We start from the raw sequence: 16,009 nt of genomic DNA, 5'->3' as shown, positions 1-16,009 counted from the left end.
TGAGGAAACGGAATGAGCGGGCCGGTAGTTACCGGTTCATTTATAAAAAACAAGCAGGTTAAAAATCGATCAAGAATGCCTTTAAGTCCGCAAGAAATATTACAGCAAAATCTGCATCAGTTTGCAGGATTGCGTGAGGAAGATATACAGTTGGCCGGTCATTTATGGACACACCGCACCATACCGAAAAACGATTTTTTTAATTTCAGGAATTCGATTTGCCGCCATGTTGGTTTTATTGTGAAGGGATTGTTCCGCGTTTATTATGTGGATAAGGAAACTGAAATGGAGCATAACCTGTTTTTCGTTGCCGAAAATACATTCATGGTTTCGTTGAAAAGTTTCCTCACGCAAACCGTTTGTCCGTACAACATCGAAGCGTTGGAAGATTCGGAGCTGATGGTGATCAGTCATGACCATTTGTTGAAGCTGTACCCGCAGTCGCATGGCTGGGAACATTTTGGGAGAGTCCTGGCTGAGCAGTATTTTATTTATGGCCAGTCAAAGTCCGAGTCGCTGCTGACCCAGTCTGCGGAAGAACGTTACCAGGGTTTGTTAACGAATTTCCCGGATGTAGCCAACCGCGTGTCGCTTGGGCATATCGCTTCGTATCTGGGTATCAAAGGTCCCTCGCTAAGCAGGATCAGGGCGAAGATGGCGGGAAAATAATTCGAGTGGCTATCGGCAGTCGGCTTTCGGCTATCAGATTAATGCATGGAATGGCATTTTGGACGATTGCTGATTGTTTGGGGCGACCGTCCGAAAATTGAATCAGAACCCTTTACCATATTTGTAATGAGATTTATGGTTTGCCCGCGAATTTTATCTCTATCATACGCCCCTTCCGGATTTTTGATTAACGATGTTGCAAACAAGCGACAAACTAAATCATTCCTATCCATGAAATGCCAACCGGCAAAGAACAATCCCGAAGGGATGGCCATATTGTAGAAAAGACGTACAAATACCCGGATCTGAAACCCTGAAAGGGTGACATAAATATTCTCCGACCAATCTGCCACCCCGATGGGGTTTTGGTTCGAGAGAGACGTTTGCTTGCTACAATAATTCCATCCCTTCGGGATTTTGGTCTTCGGTATCTGTTAGTGGTATTTGTAATAATTAAAAGCCCTTTATTAGATAGGGTCAGGGCTGAAAAGACGGGGAGACAATTATTTGCCCGCGAATTTATTTCTATCACTCGCCCCTTCCATATTTTTGATTAATGATATTGAAAACAACCCACAAACTAAATCGGAAAATCATTCATATCCATAAAATGCCAACCGGCAAGAACAATCCCGAAGGGATGGCCATATTTTAGAAAAGACACAGGAAGACCCGGATCCGAAACCCTGAAAGGGCGACATAAATATTCTGACCAATCTGCCACCCCGATGGGGTTTTGGTTCGAGAGAGGCATTTGTTTGCTACAATAATTCCATCTCTTCGGGATTTTGATCTGAGGTGTCTGTTATTGGTATTTGTAAAAATCGAAAGCCCTTTAGTAAGTAGGATCAGGGCCGAGAAGACGGAAAAGCAATTATTTACCCGCGAATTTATTTCTATCACTCGCCCCTTTCCGGATTTTTGATTAATAATGTTGCAAATAAACCATAAACTAAATCGAAATCATTCCTATCCATGAAATGCCAACCGGCAAAGAACAATCCCGAAGGGATGGCCATATTGTAGAAAAGACGTACAAATACCCGGATCTGAAACCCTGAAAGGGTGACATAAATATTCTCCGACCAATCTGCCACCCCGATGGGGTTTTGGTTCGAGAGAGACGTTTGCTTGCTACAATAATTCCATCCCTTCGGGATTTTGGTCTTCGGTATCTGTTAGTGGTATTTGTAATAATTAAAAGCCCTTTATTAGATAGGGTCAGGGCTGAAAAGACGGGGAGACAATTATTTGCCCGCGAATTTATTTCTATCACTCGCCCCTTCCATATTTTTGATTAATGATATTGAAAACAACCCACAAACTAAATCGGAAAATCATTCATATCCATAAAATGCCAACCGGCAAGAACAATCCCGAAGGGATGGCCATATTTTAGAAAAGACACAGGAAGACCCGGATCCGAAACCCTGAAAGGGCGACATAAATATTCTGACCAATCTGCCACCCCGATGGGGTTTTGGTTCGAGAGAGGCATTTGTTTGCTACAATAATTCCATCTCTTCGGGATTTTGATCTGAGGTGTCTGTTATTGGTATTTGTAAAAATCGAAAGCCCTTTAGTAAGTAGGATCAGGGCCGAGAAGACGGAAAAGCAATTATTTACCCGCGAATTTATTTCTATCACTCGCCCCTTTCCGGATTTTTGATTAATAATGTTGCAAATAAACCATAAACTAAATCGAAATCATTCCTATCCATGAAATGCCAACCGGCAAAGAACAATCCCGAAGGGATGGCCATATTGTAGAAAAGACGTACAAATACCCGGATCTGAAACCCTGAAAGGGTGACATAAATATTCTCCGACCAATCTGCCACCCCGATGGGGTTCAAGCTCGGTGTGGGACATTTGTTTGCTACAATAATTTCATCCCGCTAGGATTTTGATCTGCGGTGTCTGTTATTGGTATTTGTAAAAATTGAAAGCCCTTCTTAGGAAGGGGCAGGGCCGACAAGACGGAAAAACAATTATTTGCCCGCGAATTTTATTTCTACCACTCGACCCCTTACGGATTTTTGATTAATAATGTTGCAAATAACCCATAAACTAAATCGAAATCATTCATATCCATAAAATGCCAACCGGCAAAGAACAATCCCGAAGGGATGGCCATTTTGTAGAAAAGACGCACAAATACCCGGATTTGAAACCCTGAAAGGGTGACATAAATATTCTCCGACCAATCTGCCACCCCGATGGGGTTTTGGTTCGAGAGAGACGTTTGTTTGCTACAATAATTCCATCCCTTCGGGATTTTGATCTTCGGTGTCTGTTATTGGTATTTGTAAAAATCGAAAGCCCTTCTTGGGGAGGGGCAGGGCGGACAAGACGGAAAAACAATTATTTGCCCGCGAATTTATTTCTATCACTCGCCCCTTCCATATTTTTGATTAATGATATTGAAAACAACCCACAAACTAAATCGTAAAATCATTCCTATCCATAAAATGCCAACCGGCAAAAACAATCCCAAAGGGATGGCATTATTGTAGAAAAGACGCATAAATACGCGGATCTGAAACCCTGAAAGGGTGACATAAATATTCGCCGACCAATCTGCCACCCCGATGGGGTTCAAGCTCGGTGTGGGACATTTGTTTGCTACAATAATTCCATCCCTTCGAGATTTTGATCTGCGGTATCAGCTTGGTTAAAAGCAATTTCTGTTTACGGCGCTTAGTTTCGTAAACATGGTCGTATTGCTTTATCGGCTCTCATAGGATAAATACACATAATAATTGTTGTATTTTACAGATCATAATCAAAAAAGGAAAGCATAACGGGCCTCTTTAAATGTCGAAGTTATATAGTGTTGTCAGGCTGAAATGTCCGCGTTGTCACAAAGGGAACCTCTTTACGAAAAATAATCCTTACAGTTTCAAAGACTCCATGAAAATGCCTGACCGGTGCCCGGTCTGCAACCAGGATTTTCAGATCGAACCCGGTTTTTACATTGGTGCTTTATGGACAAGTTTCCCGATTGTGATTTTTATCATGACACTCTTGTCCATCCTTTTACTGGTGTTGATAAAAATGGAACTGGAATGGTTTTTCGTTGCCATCACGGTTATTTTACTGCTCTTGCAACCGATCATCATCCGGCTCGGGAGGGCCATATGGATCAATATTTTTGTGGATTATGATCCGGAAGCAGCAGAGGATGCGAGGAATAAGTGAGATTATCTCCGCAATTTTCATTAGTCTCGTAATTATTAAACGAAAATATCAAAGATACCGAGGAGTAGTTCGGATCACAAATCATTTTAATTGAATATCATGAAGGTTACCTACTATTTAGACGAGAAAAACGAAGAGAATTTATATTGCCGGATCAGTGACGAAACTCAGACGGAATCCTTTCCATTGGCATATGCAATTGTGGACGAGGAATGGGACGAGGATGCCGAAGAAGGTTCTCCGGATGATCCTTATTTCTACACACTGATCCGATTTAAGGAGTTTCTTTCGGAACGGTACGAAATGCTGGCAGACAGGGGCGTGGATAACATTTTAACAGTATTAAAAAATGAAGTTGAAGTTTTAACTGCTGAGTCGGGGATACAGGGTATTGCGCGCAAAATGTTTAATGACGAAAATCATTTGGCCGATGGCCCTTCCTATGATCAGTTTTTACGTGCATTTGAAAAGTATTCGGAGTTGGAAAATGATGAGTATGAAGCGCGTGTGATTGACAATACGCTGGAATTTATCACGGAAGACGAAGATGAATTTCAAATGGACACATTCGCCGGACTGACTGCCAGGTTAAAATCTTTTGTTGATAAGAAGTCGCATGGTGAAATTGCCGCCATGACCGACAAGGAAATCTGGGGCGCGATCTATGTGGAAGCAGCGATTGAAAAACCGGTTTTCCTTTCTGAAATGCTGCGTGAGTGGGAAATGTTCTGGGATACTGAATATGAAGAAACGCTGAAATCTGGCGGAGAAACTGCTGATACCGACAAACTCAAAGAAAAATCATGGCGCCAGTTCCAGGTTTTTATGGCTTGCTACAATGAAAGCGGCGACAACATCCAGTTGGCACACCAGCTTGACGACATCGATTTATACGCCATCGCCGTGTTAACGATGCTGGGTATTTTGGACACTGAGGCCTGTTTAGAAGGCTACTGCGAAGCCGAGTTTAAACAGGAAGACTGGGAAGTGGTTGAAAGTGACGGAGGACCTTTTTTTGTTAAAGGGGTGGAGTGGTGAGGAGTTAAATCATCAGTCTTTAAAACCAATTCTTGTTAAAAGCGCAAGTTGAAAAAGGGATACGAACAATTCAAAGTATCCTTTTTTCAATCGCCTTTCCCCAGTACTTCCCCAGCACAACAACACCGCCTTCGTTCGGGTGAAGATAGAATATTCCCTGTTGGCCTTTTTCCGGTTTTAACATTTGGAGATAATGCTTTTTGAAATATTTGAAAGCCTTTGTATCGCCTTTAAAAACACGGCCCGGATTTGAAATTCGATAATCCGAAATCATTTGGTCAATTTCAGGGATATAGCTTTCCAGCCTCTCTAAACCTTCCGCAAGATATTTAGAGCTGTTGTAAGTATTGGTACTGTACCAGATCGGATGGTGAATGATCACCTTACTTCCAGGATATTTTTTAAGAACTTCCGAGATAATGGATTCCATATTTTTGCGGTAATTTTCCCTGGATACTGGTGCTCCATTCGGTCCCTGCATTGCACTGTCATTCGTCCCCAGTTTTATGGAGAAAAGCAGTTGATGATCTTTTTTGAGATATAAACTGTCCGCTGCTTCCGTTACCTTGGCAAAAAACTTTCCGCTACCAGGCAACCAGTCCAGCGTAGTGGAACCGCTTCTTCCCAGATTGGCAAACAGAATTTCCTGAACCCCTTTTTGTCCCTTCAGATAATTAACCGCATGCGTTGGTGGTGGTAATCCATCGGGTCCTCCTTTACCCTGGGTGATGCTGTTGCCGATGAAGATGATGGCGAGGTTTTGGGCTTGGGAGTGAACAGCTATAAGTAGGAAAAGTAGGATGGTTTTGATTTTCATAAAGCAGATTAAGTGTCAATAACTCAATTATTTTTTGCTGATATCTATTCTTCGTCAACTTCAAAATGATTTCGCGCCCAGTTATCTCCGATAAACCTTCTCTCGGCAAATTCTCCATATTCAAGATTGAAGATTTCATTTAAGGTTGCATCCCGTTTTATCACTTCTTCAAGAGCCACGAGGCGAATATCCTCCGGAAACTGATCACCGGTCAAAAACTGCCAGTCGCTCTCATGGTCATGAACTACTTTTAAAATGGGCTTATTCTCTTCAAGCCATTGTCTGGTGGTGAAAATGGCAAGATTTTTTTCTTCTCTGAATTTAAAATCAAGATTTCTGTCTAATAAGTGCTGTCTGAATTTGAATTTTTCTTCAAAATCAGACTCCCATGGGAATTTGCCATGCCTGTCGGTCCAGATAAGTTGCAGGGCAGGAAATTCAGGCAGGTTATAGAAATCGAGAGCATAGCCAAAGTAATTTTTTAAATATCCAGGTAGAACATGAATAAATCTGGCCTCTCCATTACCAAAAATTTCGTCATAGTTAGCTTCCGTTTCAATTTTTCTACCTGACTTTACAATTTCGGCGACGTCATTGATGACTCCATGCAATGTTGTTATGCTCAGTCCAAAGGAGATTATTTCAGGATGACCGAATTTTTCCCACAACCCTATTGAATAAGCAAATGAGGGATTGTAATCAGAAGCCTCAATCATGATAACTGAGCAGCCATATTCTTCAATATGAGATCTCGTTTTGCTCTCATCTCTGCACTGGTGATTGTTATCCTTTGACATATCTTAATTTGTACTTTTTGCAAAAGTTAATGATAAATATTCATCATCATATTATCAATCTTTTCTCTGTCATGGTCAAGCACCCAATGATTAAATTTGTCATAAATCGGGCGTAAGGCTCGAATATCAGAAGCAATCAAATCTAAACCACGATCATCATACATATGGAAAATGAGTTTTTTATCAAGGTTAACAAGATAGACTTCTTCGCTTGATAGAAATTTAAGCCGAGGTTTTCGTGGCGGAAAATCTATGTTTGCGATAGCGGTAAATATTTTCTTATAGTTGATTCTATTTGAAGTGGTTTTGATAACAGCACGATTCCATGTTTCGGCTATTTGGCCTGTTGGTTCATACACATTATCTATTTTTGAGTATTCCACTTCATATTTTTTCAACTCTTTAATTTGCTGGAAGCAATAATTTAGAAAGAGAATTAATCTGAGCAAATGTCGCAAAGGTATAAACAAAAAGAAGGTGCCATAAAAAGGCACCTTCTCAACATCTCGGACTGGCGAAAAAATTTTAGAAGTGCAAAATTCTACACTTTTATCTGACCCGCTGTTTTCTGATCAGTTATGAGTGTATTTATCTTTGCTTTTAATTCATTGACCAAAGCCTGTGTCGTAGATGCATCGGTGGCATTAGCAGTGCTAATTGTTGAAATAGCAACTGATTGGTTGACAATTCCTTTGTAGGTCGTGTCAGCCTCCTGATTTAAATAGCTTACTGACAAATTTGTTGATCCTGCGTTAAACTGAAAAGCATTTGCATTTGTAAAACCGTAAGTTTTGTTATTCGCGACAACCACATTGTCAGAGGCACTGGTATACTCTCTGTACAAGCCTGACCCCTGTCCACCATAAGCCCCGACTGTTGTGAAAATCGGGTCCTTGTAGATCACATTGTCTGATATCCTGCCATACGCGCTCCCAGCTCCCCACAGCATAAATGCAGGAGCAAATGCGTTAGTTACGTAGTAAGAGTTCCCAGAAATTGTGTTGTCACAGAGTTCAAAGTATTCTACATTCCCTTCTAATATACCTGTTGCAGTAAGTGAATTTATAACAACATTATTATTAAATAGGAATCCAGATATATTTTTGACCTCAAAAACATGCCCCATCTCCCGTGCGGTAGTATTAAGTATCTGCAAATTTTCGACTCCGTCTGCAAAAATGAGCTTTTTTTCTTCTCTTAATACCTTGGCTTCAAATTTGCAGTTTTGAACCTTAATGTCTATGGAATTATAGAACTCAAGATGCCCAAAAGCTCCTCCGGGAAACCTAACATCTAAGTTTTCGCAGCTCTCAAATTGTATATTTTTACTTTTACGTATAGGTGTAACTACTCTCGGGTCTTCGACTACTCTAACCATGTTCCCAAATTTACATTTTTCAAATAAATGACCCTGAGTACCCAGGAGTTCGATGGACTTTGCTCTACCTTCTACGTAACTAAATCTACAATTAGTAAGCAAAACTCCGTTTGCTGTATATGAATCATAGTCATGAGAAGTATTACTGTCAAAAACGCAATTATCAAACTTAACCGAAATGATATCTTCTGGCTTATATGCAGTTCTTGCTCCTATGTAATTATTTAAAAATTTGCAGTCAAAGAACAAAACATCTTTTAGTTGAACAACCGCATAACTCGTGTCTCTTTCTAAATCAACTCCGCAAAAAGGAAGATCTGGTTCTGTCGTCCATGTGATATCGGTAAATCTGCAATTGTAAAAAGATAGTCTTGCCCCACCATCAATACTCATGCCCTGCCTCCTGCTGTGATGGCATTTTACATTTCTCATAACAATATCAGAGTTTACAGCATAGGAATGCAAATAGTCAGGAGAAAGATTAACGCTATCTCCCCACATTTTAGAAATATCTACATTTTCTATCAGTACATTTTTTGAACCTTGTAATGATATGCCATATCCCCATTGACCTCCGTCATTAGTGCCGTCAGGGCGCTTATGTTCATTTAGGGTTGGGTCAATATCCCAATCACCTATAATTGTTCCACCTCTGATTGTTACATTTTCCTTATTCCAAATTGTAATAAAGTTATAGGCGTCCATAAATGTACCGCGCATTTTTAGCGTCACACCATCACCCATTTCAAAAGTTCTGTTTGATAGCATGTTTATTCCACCAGGAGAGCCATTTCCATCTCCTACTTGCCACCAAACTTTACCCGAGGGATCTTCATAACGGTAATAAGATCCTCCCTCACCACCTCTATTGCCTCTGCACCAGTATTTTCCAGGCTGAGTTATGACGACTTTGGGTGCAATTTTCAAAGCATTGTTAATTACCAGAGTATTTCTGTCAGCCACCATTTCACTATTGGTGTCAGTCTGTAATCCATAGTAAGCTACATCACAGATTGAGAAACGATGTTCTAATTTCAAACTTGGGTTTATTACTATCACACTTCCTTGATCATCTGTCAGAGTTGTAGATGATTTGTAATAGGTAATTGCAGCAGGTGTATCTCCATATGCATAATAACCATGTAGCATTACGCCTACGTAAGTGTTGTCGAGCACGGATGCGATTTCTGAGGATGTAAGAGCGCGCATTTCCGCCATTGTGTTTTTGTGAAGGTATTGACTCATGGAAGGTTTTTTAGGTGATTACTCAGTTACAAACGAACTGGAATGTACTATTATATATAAATATATCAATATTTATTTCTGGTAGTTTGCTCATGAGGTTTTTCTTACAAGTAGGCGAAATACATACCAATAGACTATTTATTTAGTTTTGATACATAATTTTATATGGTTATTTGAAATAAAAACAACAAATTGGCTGCATACGAAGCATAAATTAACAATCACCCCAACGCCCACCGAACATGCCCCAAATGATGCTGCACATGCCAGGCTGAAATAGCCAGGGCGTCTTTTTGGGTGAACCAGATTTTTCTTACGGGATGGTAATAACGGATCGCCAGCTGGTCTTCGGACAGTGTGCGTGCGAGGAACATGTAGCGGGTGGTAATGGCTTCAAAAGTCAGCAGGGAATCCGCGACAGGTGCGGTGAGTGAGTCAGTTGTGGCTGACCATGCGTTCATGTTGATCAGTGTCATTTCGTCGTTATCCGGTTCGGTGATCGCCTTTTTCATCCGGAAATAATGCAGGTACTGGATATCGCTGATGTGATGGACAATTTGCCGGATGTTCCAGCTATCTTCACGGTATGTTTTGGCGAGTTCTTCGTCAGAAAGGTTTTCTACCAGTTTACGAAGTTCGGCGGGACTGTTTTTTATGATCGTGATGAGAGCATTCAGATCTTCTGCGGAGTAGTTTTCCTTGGGGATAAACAAGCCAATGGGGAATTTGCGGTCAGTCATACGGATTCGAATCAGGTTTTAATCATTGTAGCCGGCAGTGTATTTATCGCCGGTTTCCAAAGTTAATAATCCTGTGCATCTTTTTACAAAAACAAAGGGCCTCAAACGTAAAAGATTCCAGGTCAAGCGACCGGGAATCTATAACTACCTAACTCCAATAATTACCTTACTTATCCTGCACCCAAATACTCGATCGCCAGGTTCTGTTCGGTCTCTCTGACTCGCCTCCTGGCAATGGGGATCTGCAAACCGCTGCTCAAAAGAAGTTTGTCCGATTCCAGACGTGAAACCACGTGATCGGGATTGACCGTGTAGGATTTGTGAACCCGCAGAAAACCCGCATCCAGAATTTTCAACAGGGTTTTCATCGTTTTTGAAATAAGGTATCGTTTACCCTGATGGGTGTAGACAAAGGTGTAATTCCCGTCGCCCTGCATATGGGTAATTTCATGCGCTTCAAGCCAGAATACCCGGCTGGCAAGATGAACCGTAACTACGTTTCTGCGTTTTTTTCTCGTCCGGCGCACCACGCCGGGAAATGTATGATTAGTTGATGTTTCCAATTTAAAAAGGGATTTGGAATGAGCTGAGTTCTGTTTTTGATGGGGGAGAGGGGGAGGATTGACCATTGACGATTGGTTGTTGAGGATTGACTATTGATGGCTGACTGTTGGTTGATCAGCCATTAACAAATAACCCTTAACAATTAACCATTGTCACTCCCCTTCAATCTTTTGCAGCACCGTTGTTGAGGTTGGTGTTGCCAGCACGTCGCTTTCTATGGATTTGACGATGCCTACGCCGGGAGCAGTCCATTCCGTGATATTTCTGACTTCGTTGGTTTGTTCACCCAGTTCTCCGTTCAGGAAAATTTTCGTGATCGTCGTATATCCGTATTCCCACTTGCTGCAATTGAACGTACCTGCTGGTGTGGTCACGTCTTCAACCTTGGTCACTTTGCCGTCGTCAAAGGTAATGGTGGATTGCAGCTCAGTTTTCACTATTTGCCCGTCGTCATCGGTAAGTTCGAGTTTCAAGCTGAGTTTTATCGGTTCTCCCTTAAATCTAACCTGGCTGTTGACAGCGGCTTTGTTGTCTAGGAGCTGGTAATGCGGGAAGCCTGTAATTTTGAGATCCTTAACATATTCGCTTCCTTCAAACTCAGAGAGAATGCTCTGATAGGCTGCCGGTAGCGATATTTCGTTGGTTGTGACACCGTTCTGGCTGTATGACTTCATGATCAAAAGGGATTCACCGTCTTCTCCGGATATTTTGTTTTCAACGGTATAGACAACGATACCCGTAGAATCCTTGACACTCTTGACACGCGTTACCTGCGTGGAGACGGTTCCGTCTTCTTCCGAGATTTTATAAGTGTACTTCTTACCTTTTGTCGGGATAATGGCGGTTGGATCGGGTTTTGGCTCGCCGTCACCTACAATTTTGTCGTCGTCTTTACATGCGACCTGCGTGAATAAGCTGGCAGCAGCCAGGAGCGCAAAGGTTGCTTTCTGAGCGGATGGGAGGAATGATTTCATTTTTAAGTTGTTTAACATGGCTGTTGAATTATAATTGAGAATGAAAAATTAAGAATATTGAGTATGTGGTTTGGAAATCCGGATAGAGGAATTTTAATTTTAACGATTATTGATATACGTTTAGATATTGTTTATACATTTTACGCCTGGATCATCATATGCAGAATCAGGAAAATGAACCCGCTAATGGACAGGCAGCCGCGGATGAAAATAAATTTCAGCCACTTTTGCTGGATCCGCGTGGCTTGTCCGCCCGACTGGGTTACCACATTATGTATGGTCCTGTTCAGTGGAATACTGACTTTTACCGCCAGGGCGAGATCCGTTGCCAGCAGCACAAACGACAGGATGAGCAAGCCATAGCCCAAGACATCCGGAGTGTTGCCGGCGATCAGGAGCCAGATCAGCATCATTAAAAATCCCCCCGGATAGAGAATTTTTAATGGCGCTTCAATGACCTGATCAATAGCTTTCCTGATTTCAATGAAGCTTTTTGACGGCAGGTTCTGCAATACTTTGTGAAAGGAAAGCAGGTAGAATCCACCTTGTGAAGCGAGGATGAAATACACCACGACGCTGAACAACCTGAACAAAAAGAAAAGATCGAAGAATTTCATCTGAGTTCGCTGTTGGGTTTTACGACTATTTCTCTTTCAGTAAATTACCCTCCGGGTTGTCCTTAAACGTGTTGATCGTTTCGATATCGGCATTTACTTTGGCCTGATAGTTCACAAAAACACCGTAACCACCGCTATTCGCAATCGAAGAATTTTTGATATCCAGACGTGCATTGGTACCATACACCGCTATGTTGGCTTTCTTGCCGGACACGATCGGGGAGCTGCCGCCACCGCTGATCTCAACATAATCAAAAGCACTTTCGGTGCTGGTTGAATTCGTAATAATACCTCTCCAATAACCCTGGTTGGCCGATACGCCTTTGATCACAATTTTGGATTCTTTCGTTCCTTTTGCATTCAGATAGGCATTGCTCTCGATATAAATACTCAGATCGCGGGCCATCTCAATTGTCGTTCCCGGGGCCAGTTTCCAGGCACCTTTCACGGTAAGGCTTCCGACAAGGCGATAGGGCGTGTGATCCTTGAAACCTTTCCATAACGTTTCGGTGGTTGCAGTCGCTGTGAGTGAGGACTGGATGATTTCGATGACATTACGACCGTTTCCACCCGTAAAAGCAGAATTTTCATCCAGTAATTTCACCAGCTCGGCATCCACCAGAACGGGTGCTTCCGTATTATTTTTGAATGTATTGTTTGCAAAACCGCGGAAAGTTGTTGCATGTTCAGCATGCAGCCCAAAACCGTCGTTGTTGGAAAAAAGGATATTTTTCAGAGAAATCTGTGCGTTATTGCCTACGAGAGCTATACCGGCTTTAATCGTACTGATCAAAGGCTTGCTTCCTGCGTCTGTGATTTCGGCGTACTCCATTTCGTTGGCGTTGCTTGCAGAGCGCAAAACAATTCCTGACCAGTATCCTTTACCGTTTTCAAGACCACGGAAAGCGATCTTTTTTTCTGCCGTTCCTTTGGCGATCAGAATACCACCGTTATCGTTGATTTCCAGTCGGGTGTCACGGGAAAATGCGATGACAACACCCGGTTCGATTGTTAGTTCAGCGGTTACGGGAATATTCTTTTTAACCACGTAATCGGGCAGATTCGGGCTCGAAACACGGTTTTTTAGGACTGTTTTAACCGTGATCGCACCATCCAGCACGAGCGGTTCGGCAGCACTGGCAGTGATTAACACCTTGTCCTTACTTTCGCCGTTACTGTTACTAACGGTTAATTCGGCTTCGTATTCGCCGGCTTCGTCGGGTACAAAAGTGGTCTTTTCGGTATCGGAAGTGGTCAGCAAAGCGGAACTTCCGGCCGGTCTTTTGGTCAATGACCATTTGAAGCTGAGTGCTTTTTTTTCACTGTCGCTGGAACCTGTTCCGTCCAGTGTGACATGTGATCCGATTTCAACCTGCTGGTCGGCTCCGGCTTTTGCGGTGAGAGAACCTGGTTCGACTTCATCGTCGGTACAGCGGGTGAAAAGGAAGACCAGGGAAAATAATGCGGCTAATAATTTTTTATTAAACATGGCTAAGAAATTGTGAGGGATAGAAAAGTTCTATCTGACTTGATTGGAAAATTAAATTTGGGGACGAAGCACATCCCCGCAGCATAACCGGGGTATCCGGTCAGGAGATTTTAATATTTAATAAGTTTCATGACTGTTTAGATGAGTAAACGATTTAGGGCATTGTGGTAATCTTATTTTTCTGCAATTTTAGAGTAAAAAAATGAGTCGTAAGCGGGAAGTCACATCTGTGTCGACGAACAACTGTTTTTGTCGACCAACGGCTTACAAACGGCGACAAAGGTGTTTCATATGTCGGTGGGAGGCATTTGACGCTTGGGAAGGCAGATTCGTTCAAGTTATTGGTACCTATGTCCTTACTATTTAGAAAAAGCAGCAAAGGGGAAATTGGCGGCAACTCAGAAAATTTACAATTTCCGGGTCTTCAACGCATAGATTCAGGACGGTTCCGTTGCGGGTAAAAGTTAATAAACCATCTTGAAGCGGCGCTGACAATCGCTCTTGTAGTTGCGGCCAATTGGAAGTTCTTTTCCTGCGATATCCACGGCATGCGAATGATAACCCTCTATTTTGGCAACAGAAACGATAAAAGAACGGTGAATTCTGATAAAATCGTCTTCGGGCAGCAGCTCTTCAAGCATGCTGATTTTCTGTTTGGAAATCAGGACTTTGTCTTTCAAAACCACTTTTATATAATCCCGCAGGCTTTCAATCCAGAAGATTTCATTGACGTTAACCTTGACCATTTTCCGGTCTACCTTCAAATAAAGAAAAACATCTTTATTATTGAACGCCGGTTTTTCAGCGATACTGATCTGCCTGTTACCCAGTTCAAAAATGGTAAACACTTTATCCATCGCGCGCAGAAACCTGTCGAACGGAACCGGTTTGAGAAGATAATCGATGGCGTTCAGGTCAAAACCTTCCACGGCATAATCCTGGTAAGCTGTGGTGAAAATAACCTTTGGTGGGTTTTTGAGGCTTCTGAGCAAATCGGTTCCTTTCAGTCCGGGCATTTTTATATCCAGAAACATCAGGTCAACTTTTTGCTGCTGTAAAGTCTGAAACGCCTGGATCGCATTTCCGCACTTGGCAACGACTTCAATCTCACTAAAATTTTCGAGGTATTTTACCAATATTTCGATGGCATGCGGTTCATCGTCTACCAAAATTGTTTTCAGTTTCATATCTCCCCGATTTTCAGTCGTTTATCCAGATTTATTTCCAAAATTACAGCAAAAATATCTTCTTCTTCCAGAATCCTGAGCTGATGTGCAGAAGGATATAGAATTTCGAGCCGCTTTCTGACGTTGGCAAGGCCGATACTCGAATGATTTTTCTCCCGATCAGGTTTGGCCGGCTGGTCCGGCTTGCTGTTTGATATTTTAAATTTCAGGTTATCGTTACGTACCTGCAAATCCATACTGATCCAGGCTTCCCCGATCTTTTCGCTGGTACCGTGTTTGAAAGCATTTTCAACAAGCGGAAGTATAAGAAGCGGTACAATCCGGTGGTCGGGTTCCATCCCTTTGATGCTGAAATTAAGATCGAGGCGTTCTTCATAACGGATCTTTTCCAGCGCAATATAATTCTCCACAATTTCGATATCTCTTTTCAGATCAACGACATCGGCATTGGCCTCGTACAGCATGTAACGCAGGATTTCCGACAGGCCGATCACCACGGAAGGTGAGCGCGGCGACTGGCATAATGTCAGCGCGTAGAGATTGTTGAGTGTGTTAAAAAGGAAATGCGGGTGCAGCTGCCCTTTCAGTAAAATGAGTTCTGCTTCCAGCGCAGCTTGTTGTTTTTCGTACCACATTTTGAAAAATTTTATGGCAACTGCAATCCAAACGACAAAATTTGCCTGTTCGAAAGCGTTTATGATGTATGTGTATTTAAGTAGCTGCTCAGTAAATGTGCCGTCCAGTTTATGCCAGACAAATGTCTTATCCTGTTTTCTGATTGCTTTGTAAATCATCGGGTCTGCCCAAAGGATTTCCAGTAGCCGGAAACAAAACGCCGCCAGAAATATGCTGATGATCAGAAAAATACAGAACTTTACATACTGTCCGGTGAATAAATACCGGGGCATGCCGACATAGGCTACGATATAAAAATACAGCATATGCAGCGGCATGAAGATCAGTATCATCCGGACCGCAAACCAATATCCGGGCAATCCGACACCGTAGATCGTGGCCAGGATCAATAACACAACAATCCAGAATGCACCGTGCTGAATGAATCTTTCAGATCTTAATTTCAGAATCAGAGGGGCGTTAAACTTCATAGATCAAAGATAATTAAAAGCGTCATTCGGTCTGTTCGCTGGTGAGTATTCGTCGACGAAAAGAGCAATGGTGTCGACGAACTACATGCTTATTCAACTCTGATTTTCCTCAGTGTCACACGCTCCAACGTGCATACTATTTTTTAGAGGTGCCTGGATCGGGCGAATGGCATTAAATTTGTTGTAT

14 protein-coding genes are annotated in these 16,009 nt (G+C 42.2%); 3 read left to right on the top strand and 11 right to left on the bottom strand.

The features are described from left to right. Window positions 1-75: 75 nt before the first annotated feature. The 3 genes from M1L62_RS02835 to M1L62_RS02825 all read left to right on the top strand — a co-directional run bounded on the left by M1L62_RS02835 (window position 76) and on the right by M1L62_RS02825 (window position 4,908). On the top strand, window positions 76-669 hold the full coding sequence (locus M1L62_RS02835) for a Crp/Fnr family transcriptional regulator (protein WP_254411488.1): 594 nt from the start codon (window positions 76-78) through the stop codon (window positions 667-669). Between the two features lie 2,817 nt (window positions 670-3,486). Next, window positions 3,487-3,870, top strand: a complete 384-nt coding sequence (locus M1L62_RS02830; protein WP_254411487.1) for a DUF983 domain-containing protein — start codon at window positions 3,487-3,489, stop codon at window positions 3,868-3,870. Between the two features lie 99 nt (window positions 3,871-3,969). After that, window positions 3,970-4,908 (top strand): hypothetical protein, encoded by a 939-nt coding sequence (locus M1L62_RS02825; RefSeq protein WP_254411486.1) that lies wholly within the window; start codon window positions 3,970-3,972, stop codon window positions 4,906-4,908. A 70-nt stretch (window positions 4,909-4,978) separates the two neighbouring features. On the opposite strand, the gene M1L62_RS02820 is transcribed toward M1L62_RS02825, so the two are convergent. The 11 genes from M1L62_RS02820 to M1L62_RS02770 all read right to left on the bottom strand — a co-directional run bounded on the left by M1L62_RS02820 (window position 4,979) and on the right by M1L62_RS02770 (window position 15,822). Next, the gene (locus M1L62_RS02820; protein ID WP_254411485.1) at window positions 4,979-5,725 is read right to left on the bottom strand and encodes a GDSL-type esterase/lipase family protein; all 747 of its coding nucleotides are present in this window, start codon (window positions 5,723-5,725) and stop codon (window positions 4,979-4,981) included. A gap of 44 nt (window positions 5,726-5,769) precedes the next feature. Next, on the bottom strand, window positions 5,770-6,522 hold the full coding sequence (locus tag M1L62_RS02815; protein WP_254411484.1) for a DUF4262 domain-containing protein: 753 nt from the start codon (window positions 6,520-6,522) through the stop codon (window positions 5,770-5,772). A gap of 26 nt (window positions 6,523-6,548) precedes the next feature. After that, window positions 6,549-6,920, bottom strand: coding sequence for a DUF3885 domain-containing protein (locus M1L62_RS02810; protein WP_254411483.1), 372 nt, complete (start codon window positions 6,918-6,920; stop codon window positions 6,549-6,551). 143 nt (window positions 6,921-7,063) lie between these two features. Next, entirely contained in the window at window positions 7,064-9,145 is a 2,082-nt protein-coding gene (locus M1L62_RS02805; protein ID WP_254411482.1) for a right-handed parallel beta-helix repeat-containing protein, read from the bottom strand. 221 nt (window positions 9,146-9,366) lie between these two features. Continuing rightward, complete coding sequence (locus M1L62_RS02800; protein WP_254411481.1) at window positions 9,367-9,885, bottom strand: DinB family protein; 519 nt, start codon at window positions 9,883-9,885, stop codon at window positions 9,367-9,369. 170 nt (window positions 9,886-10,055) lie between these two features. Next, complete coding sequence (locus M1L62_RS02795; protein ID WP_254411480.1) at window positions 10,056-10,448, bottom strand: LytR/AlgR family response regulator transcription factor; 393 nt, start codon at window positions 10,446-10,448, stop codon at window positions 10,056-10,058. Between the two features lie 153 nt (window positions 10,449-10,601). Then, the gene (locus M1L62_RS02790) at window positions 10,602-11,423 is read right to left on the bottom strand and encodes a TapB family protein (RefSeq protein ID WP_254411479.1); all 822 of its coding nucleotides are present in this window, start codon (window positions 11,421-11,423) and stop codon (window positions 10,602-10,604) included. Window positions 11,424-11,563: 140 nt separating this feature from the next. Continuing rightward, window positions 11,564-12,040, bottom strand: a complete 477-nt coding sequence (locus M1L62_RS02785) for a hypothetical protein (RefSeq protein WP_254411478.1) — start codon at window positions 12,038-12,040, stop codon at window positions 11,564-11,566. A gap of 25 nt (window positions 12,041-12,065) precedes the next feature. Next, the gene (locus tag M1L62_RS02780) at window positions 12,066-13,529 is read right to left on the bottom strand and encodes a PKD domain-containing protein (protein WP_254411477.1); all 1,464 of its coding nucleotides are present in this window, start codon (window positions 13,527-13,529) and stop codon (window positions 12,066-12,068) included. A 464-nt stretch (window positions 13,530-13,993) separates the two neighbouring features. After that, complete coding sequence (locus M1L62_RS02775; RefSeq protein WP_254411476.1) at window positions 13,994-14,716, bottom strand: LytR/AlgR family response regulator transcription factor; 723 nt, start codon at window positions 14,714-14,716, stop codon at window positions 13,994-13,996. Beyond that, window positions 14,713-15,822 (bottom strand): sensor histidine kinase, encoded by a 1,110-nt coding sequence (locus M1L62_RS02770; RefSeq protein WP_254411475.1) that lies wholly within the window; start codon window positions 15,820-15,822, stop codon window positions 14,713-14,715. The genes M1L62_RS02775 and M1L62_RS02770 overlap by 4 nt, the downstream gene beginning before the upstream one ends. Window positions 15,823-16,009: the final 187 nt, after the last annotated feature.

This window comes from Dyadobacter diqingensis (assembly GCF_024220585.1).
GTDB lineage: Bacteria > Bacteroidota > Bacteroidia > Cytophagales > Spirosomataceae > Dyadobacter > Dyadobacter diqingensis.
Note: the sequence above shows the minus strand (reverse complement) of the source record. Positions and strands in the feature narration are given on the sequence as shown.

What these genes read in the sequence shown, in the direction of transcription:
- M1L62_RS02835 (WP_254411488.1), top strand. Translation starts at nt 76, where the DNA reads ATGCCTTTAAGTCCGCAAGAAATATTACAGCAAAATCTGCATCAGTTT.
- M1L62_RS02830 (WP_254411487.1), top strand. Translation starts at nt 3,487, where the DNA reads ATGTCGAAGTTATATAGTGTTGTCAGGCTGAAATGTCCGCGTTGTCAC.
- M1L62_RS02825 (WP_254411486.1), top strand. Translation starts at nt 3,970, where the DNA reads ATGAAGGTTACCTACTATTTAGACGAGAAAAACGAAGAGAATTTATAT.
- M1L62_RS02820 (WP_254411485.1), bottom strand. Translation starts at nt 5,725, where the DNA reads ATGAAAATCAAAACCATCCTACTTTTCCTACTTATAGCTGTTCACTCC.
- M1L62_RS02815 (WP_254411484.1), bottom strand. Translation starts at nt 6,522, where the DNA reads ATGTCAAAGGATAACAATCACCAGTGCAGAGATGAGAGCAAAACGAGA.
- M1L62_RS02805 (WP_254411482.1), bottom strand. Translation starts at nt 9,145, where the DNA reads ATGAGTCAATACCTTCACAAAAACACAATGGCGGAAATGCGCGCTCTT.
- M1L62_RS02800 (WP_254411481.1), bottom strand. Translation starts at nt 9,885, where the DNA reads ATGACTGACCGCAAATTCCCCATTGGCTTGTTTATCCCCAAGGAAAAC.
- M1L62_RS02790 (WP_254411479.1), bottom strand. Translation starts at nt 11,423, where the DNA reads ATGAAATCATTCCTCCCATCCGCTCAGAAAGCAACCTTTGCGCTCCTG.
- M1L62_RS02785 (WP_254411478.1), bottom strand. Translation starts at nt 12,040, where the DNA reads ATGAAATTCTTCGATCTTTTCTTTTTGTTCAGGTTGTTCAGCGTCGTG.
- M1L62_RS02780 (WP_254411477.1), bottom strand. Translation starts at nt 13,529, where the DNA reads ATGTTTAATAAAAAATTATTAGCCGCATTATTTTCCCTGGTCTTCCTT.
- M1L62_RS02775 (WP_254411476.1), bottom strand. Translation starts at nt 14,716, where the DNA reads ATGAAACTGAAAACAATTTTGGTAGACGATGAACCGCATGCCATCGAA.
- M1L62_RS02770 (WP_254411475.1), bottom strand. Translation starts at nt 15,822, where the DNA reads ATGAAGTTTAACGCCCCTCTGATTCTGAAATTAAGATCTGAAAGATTC.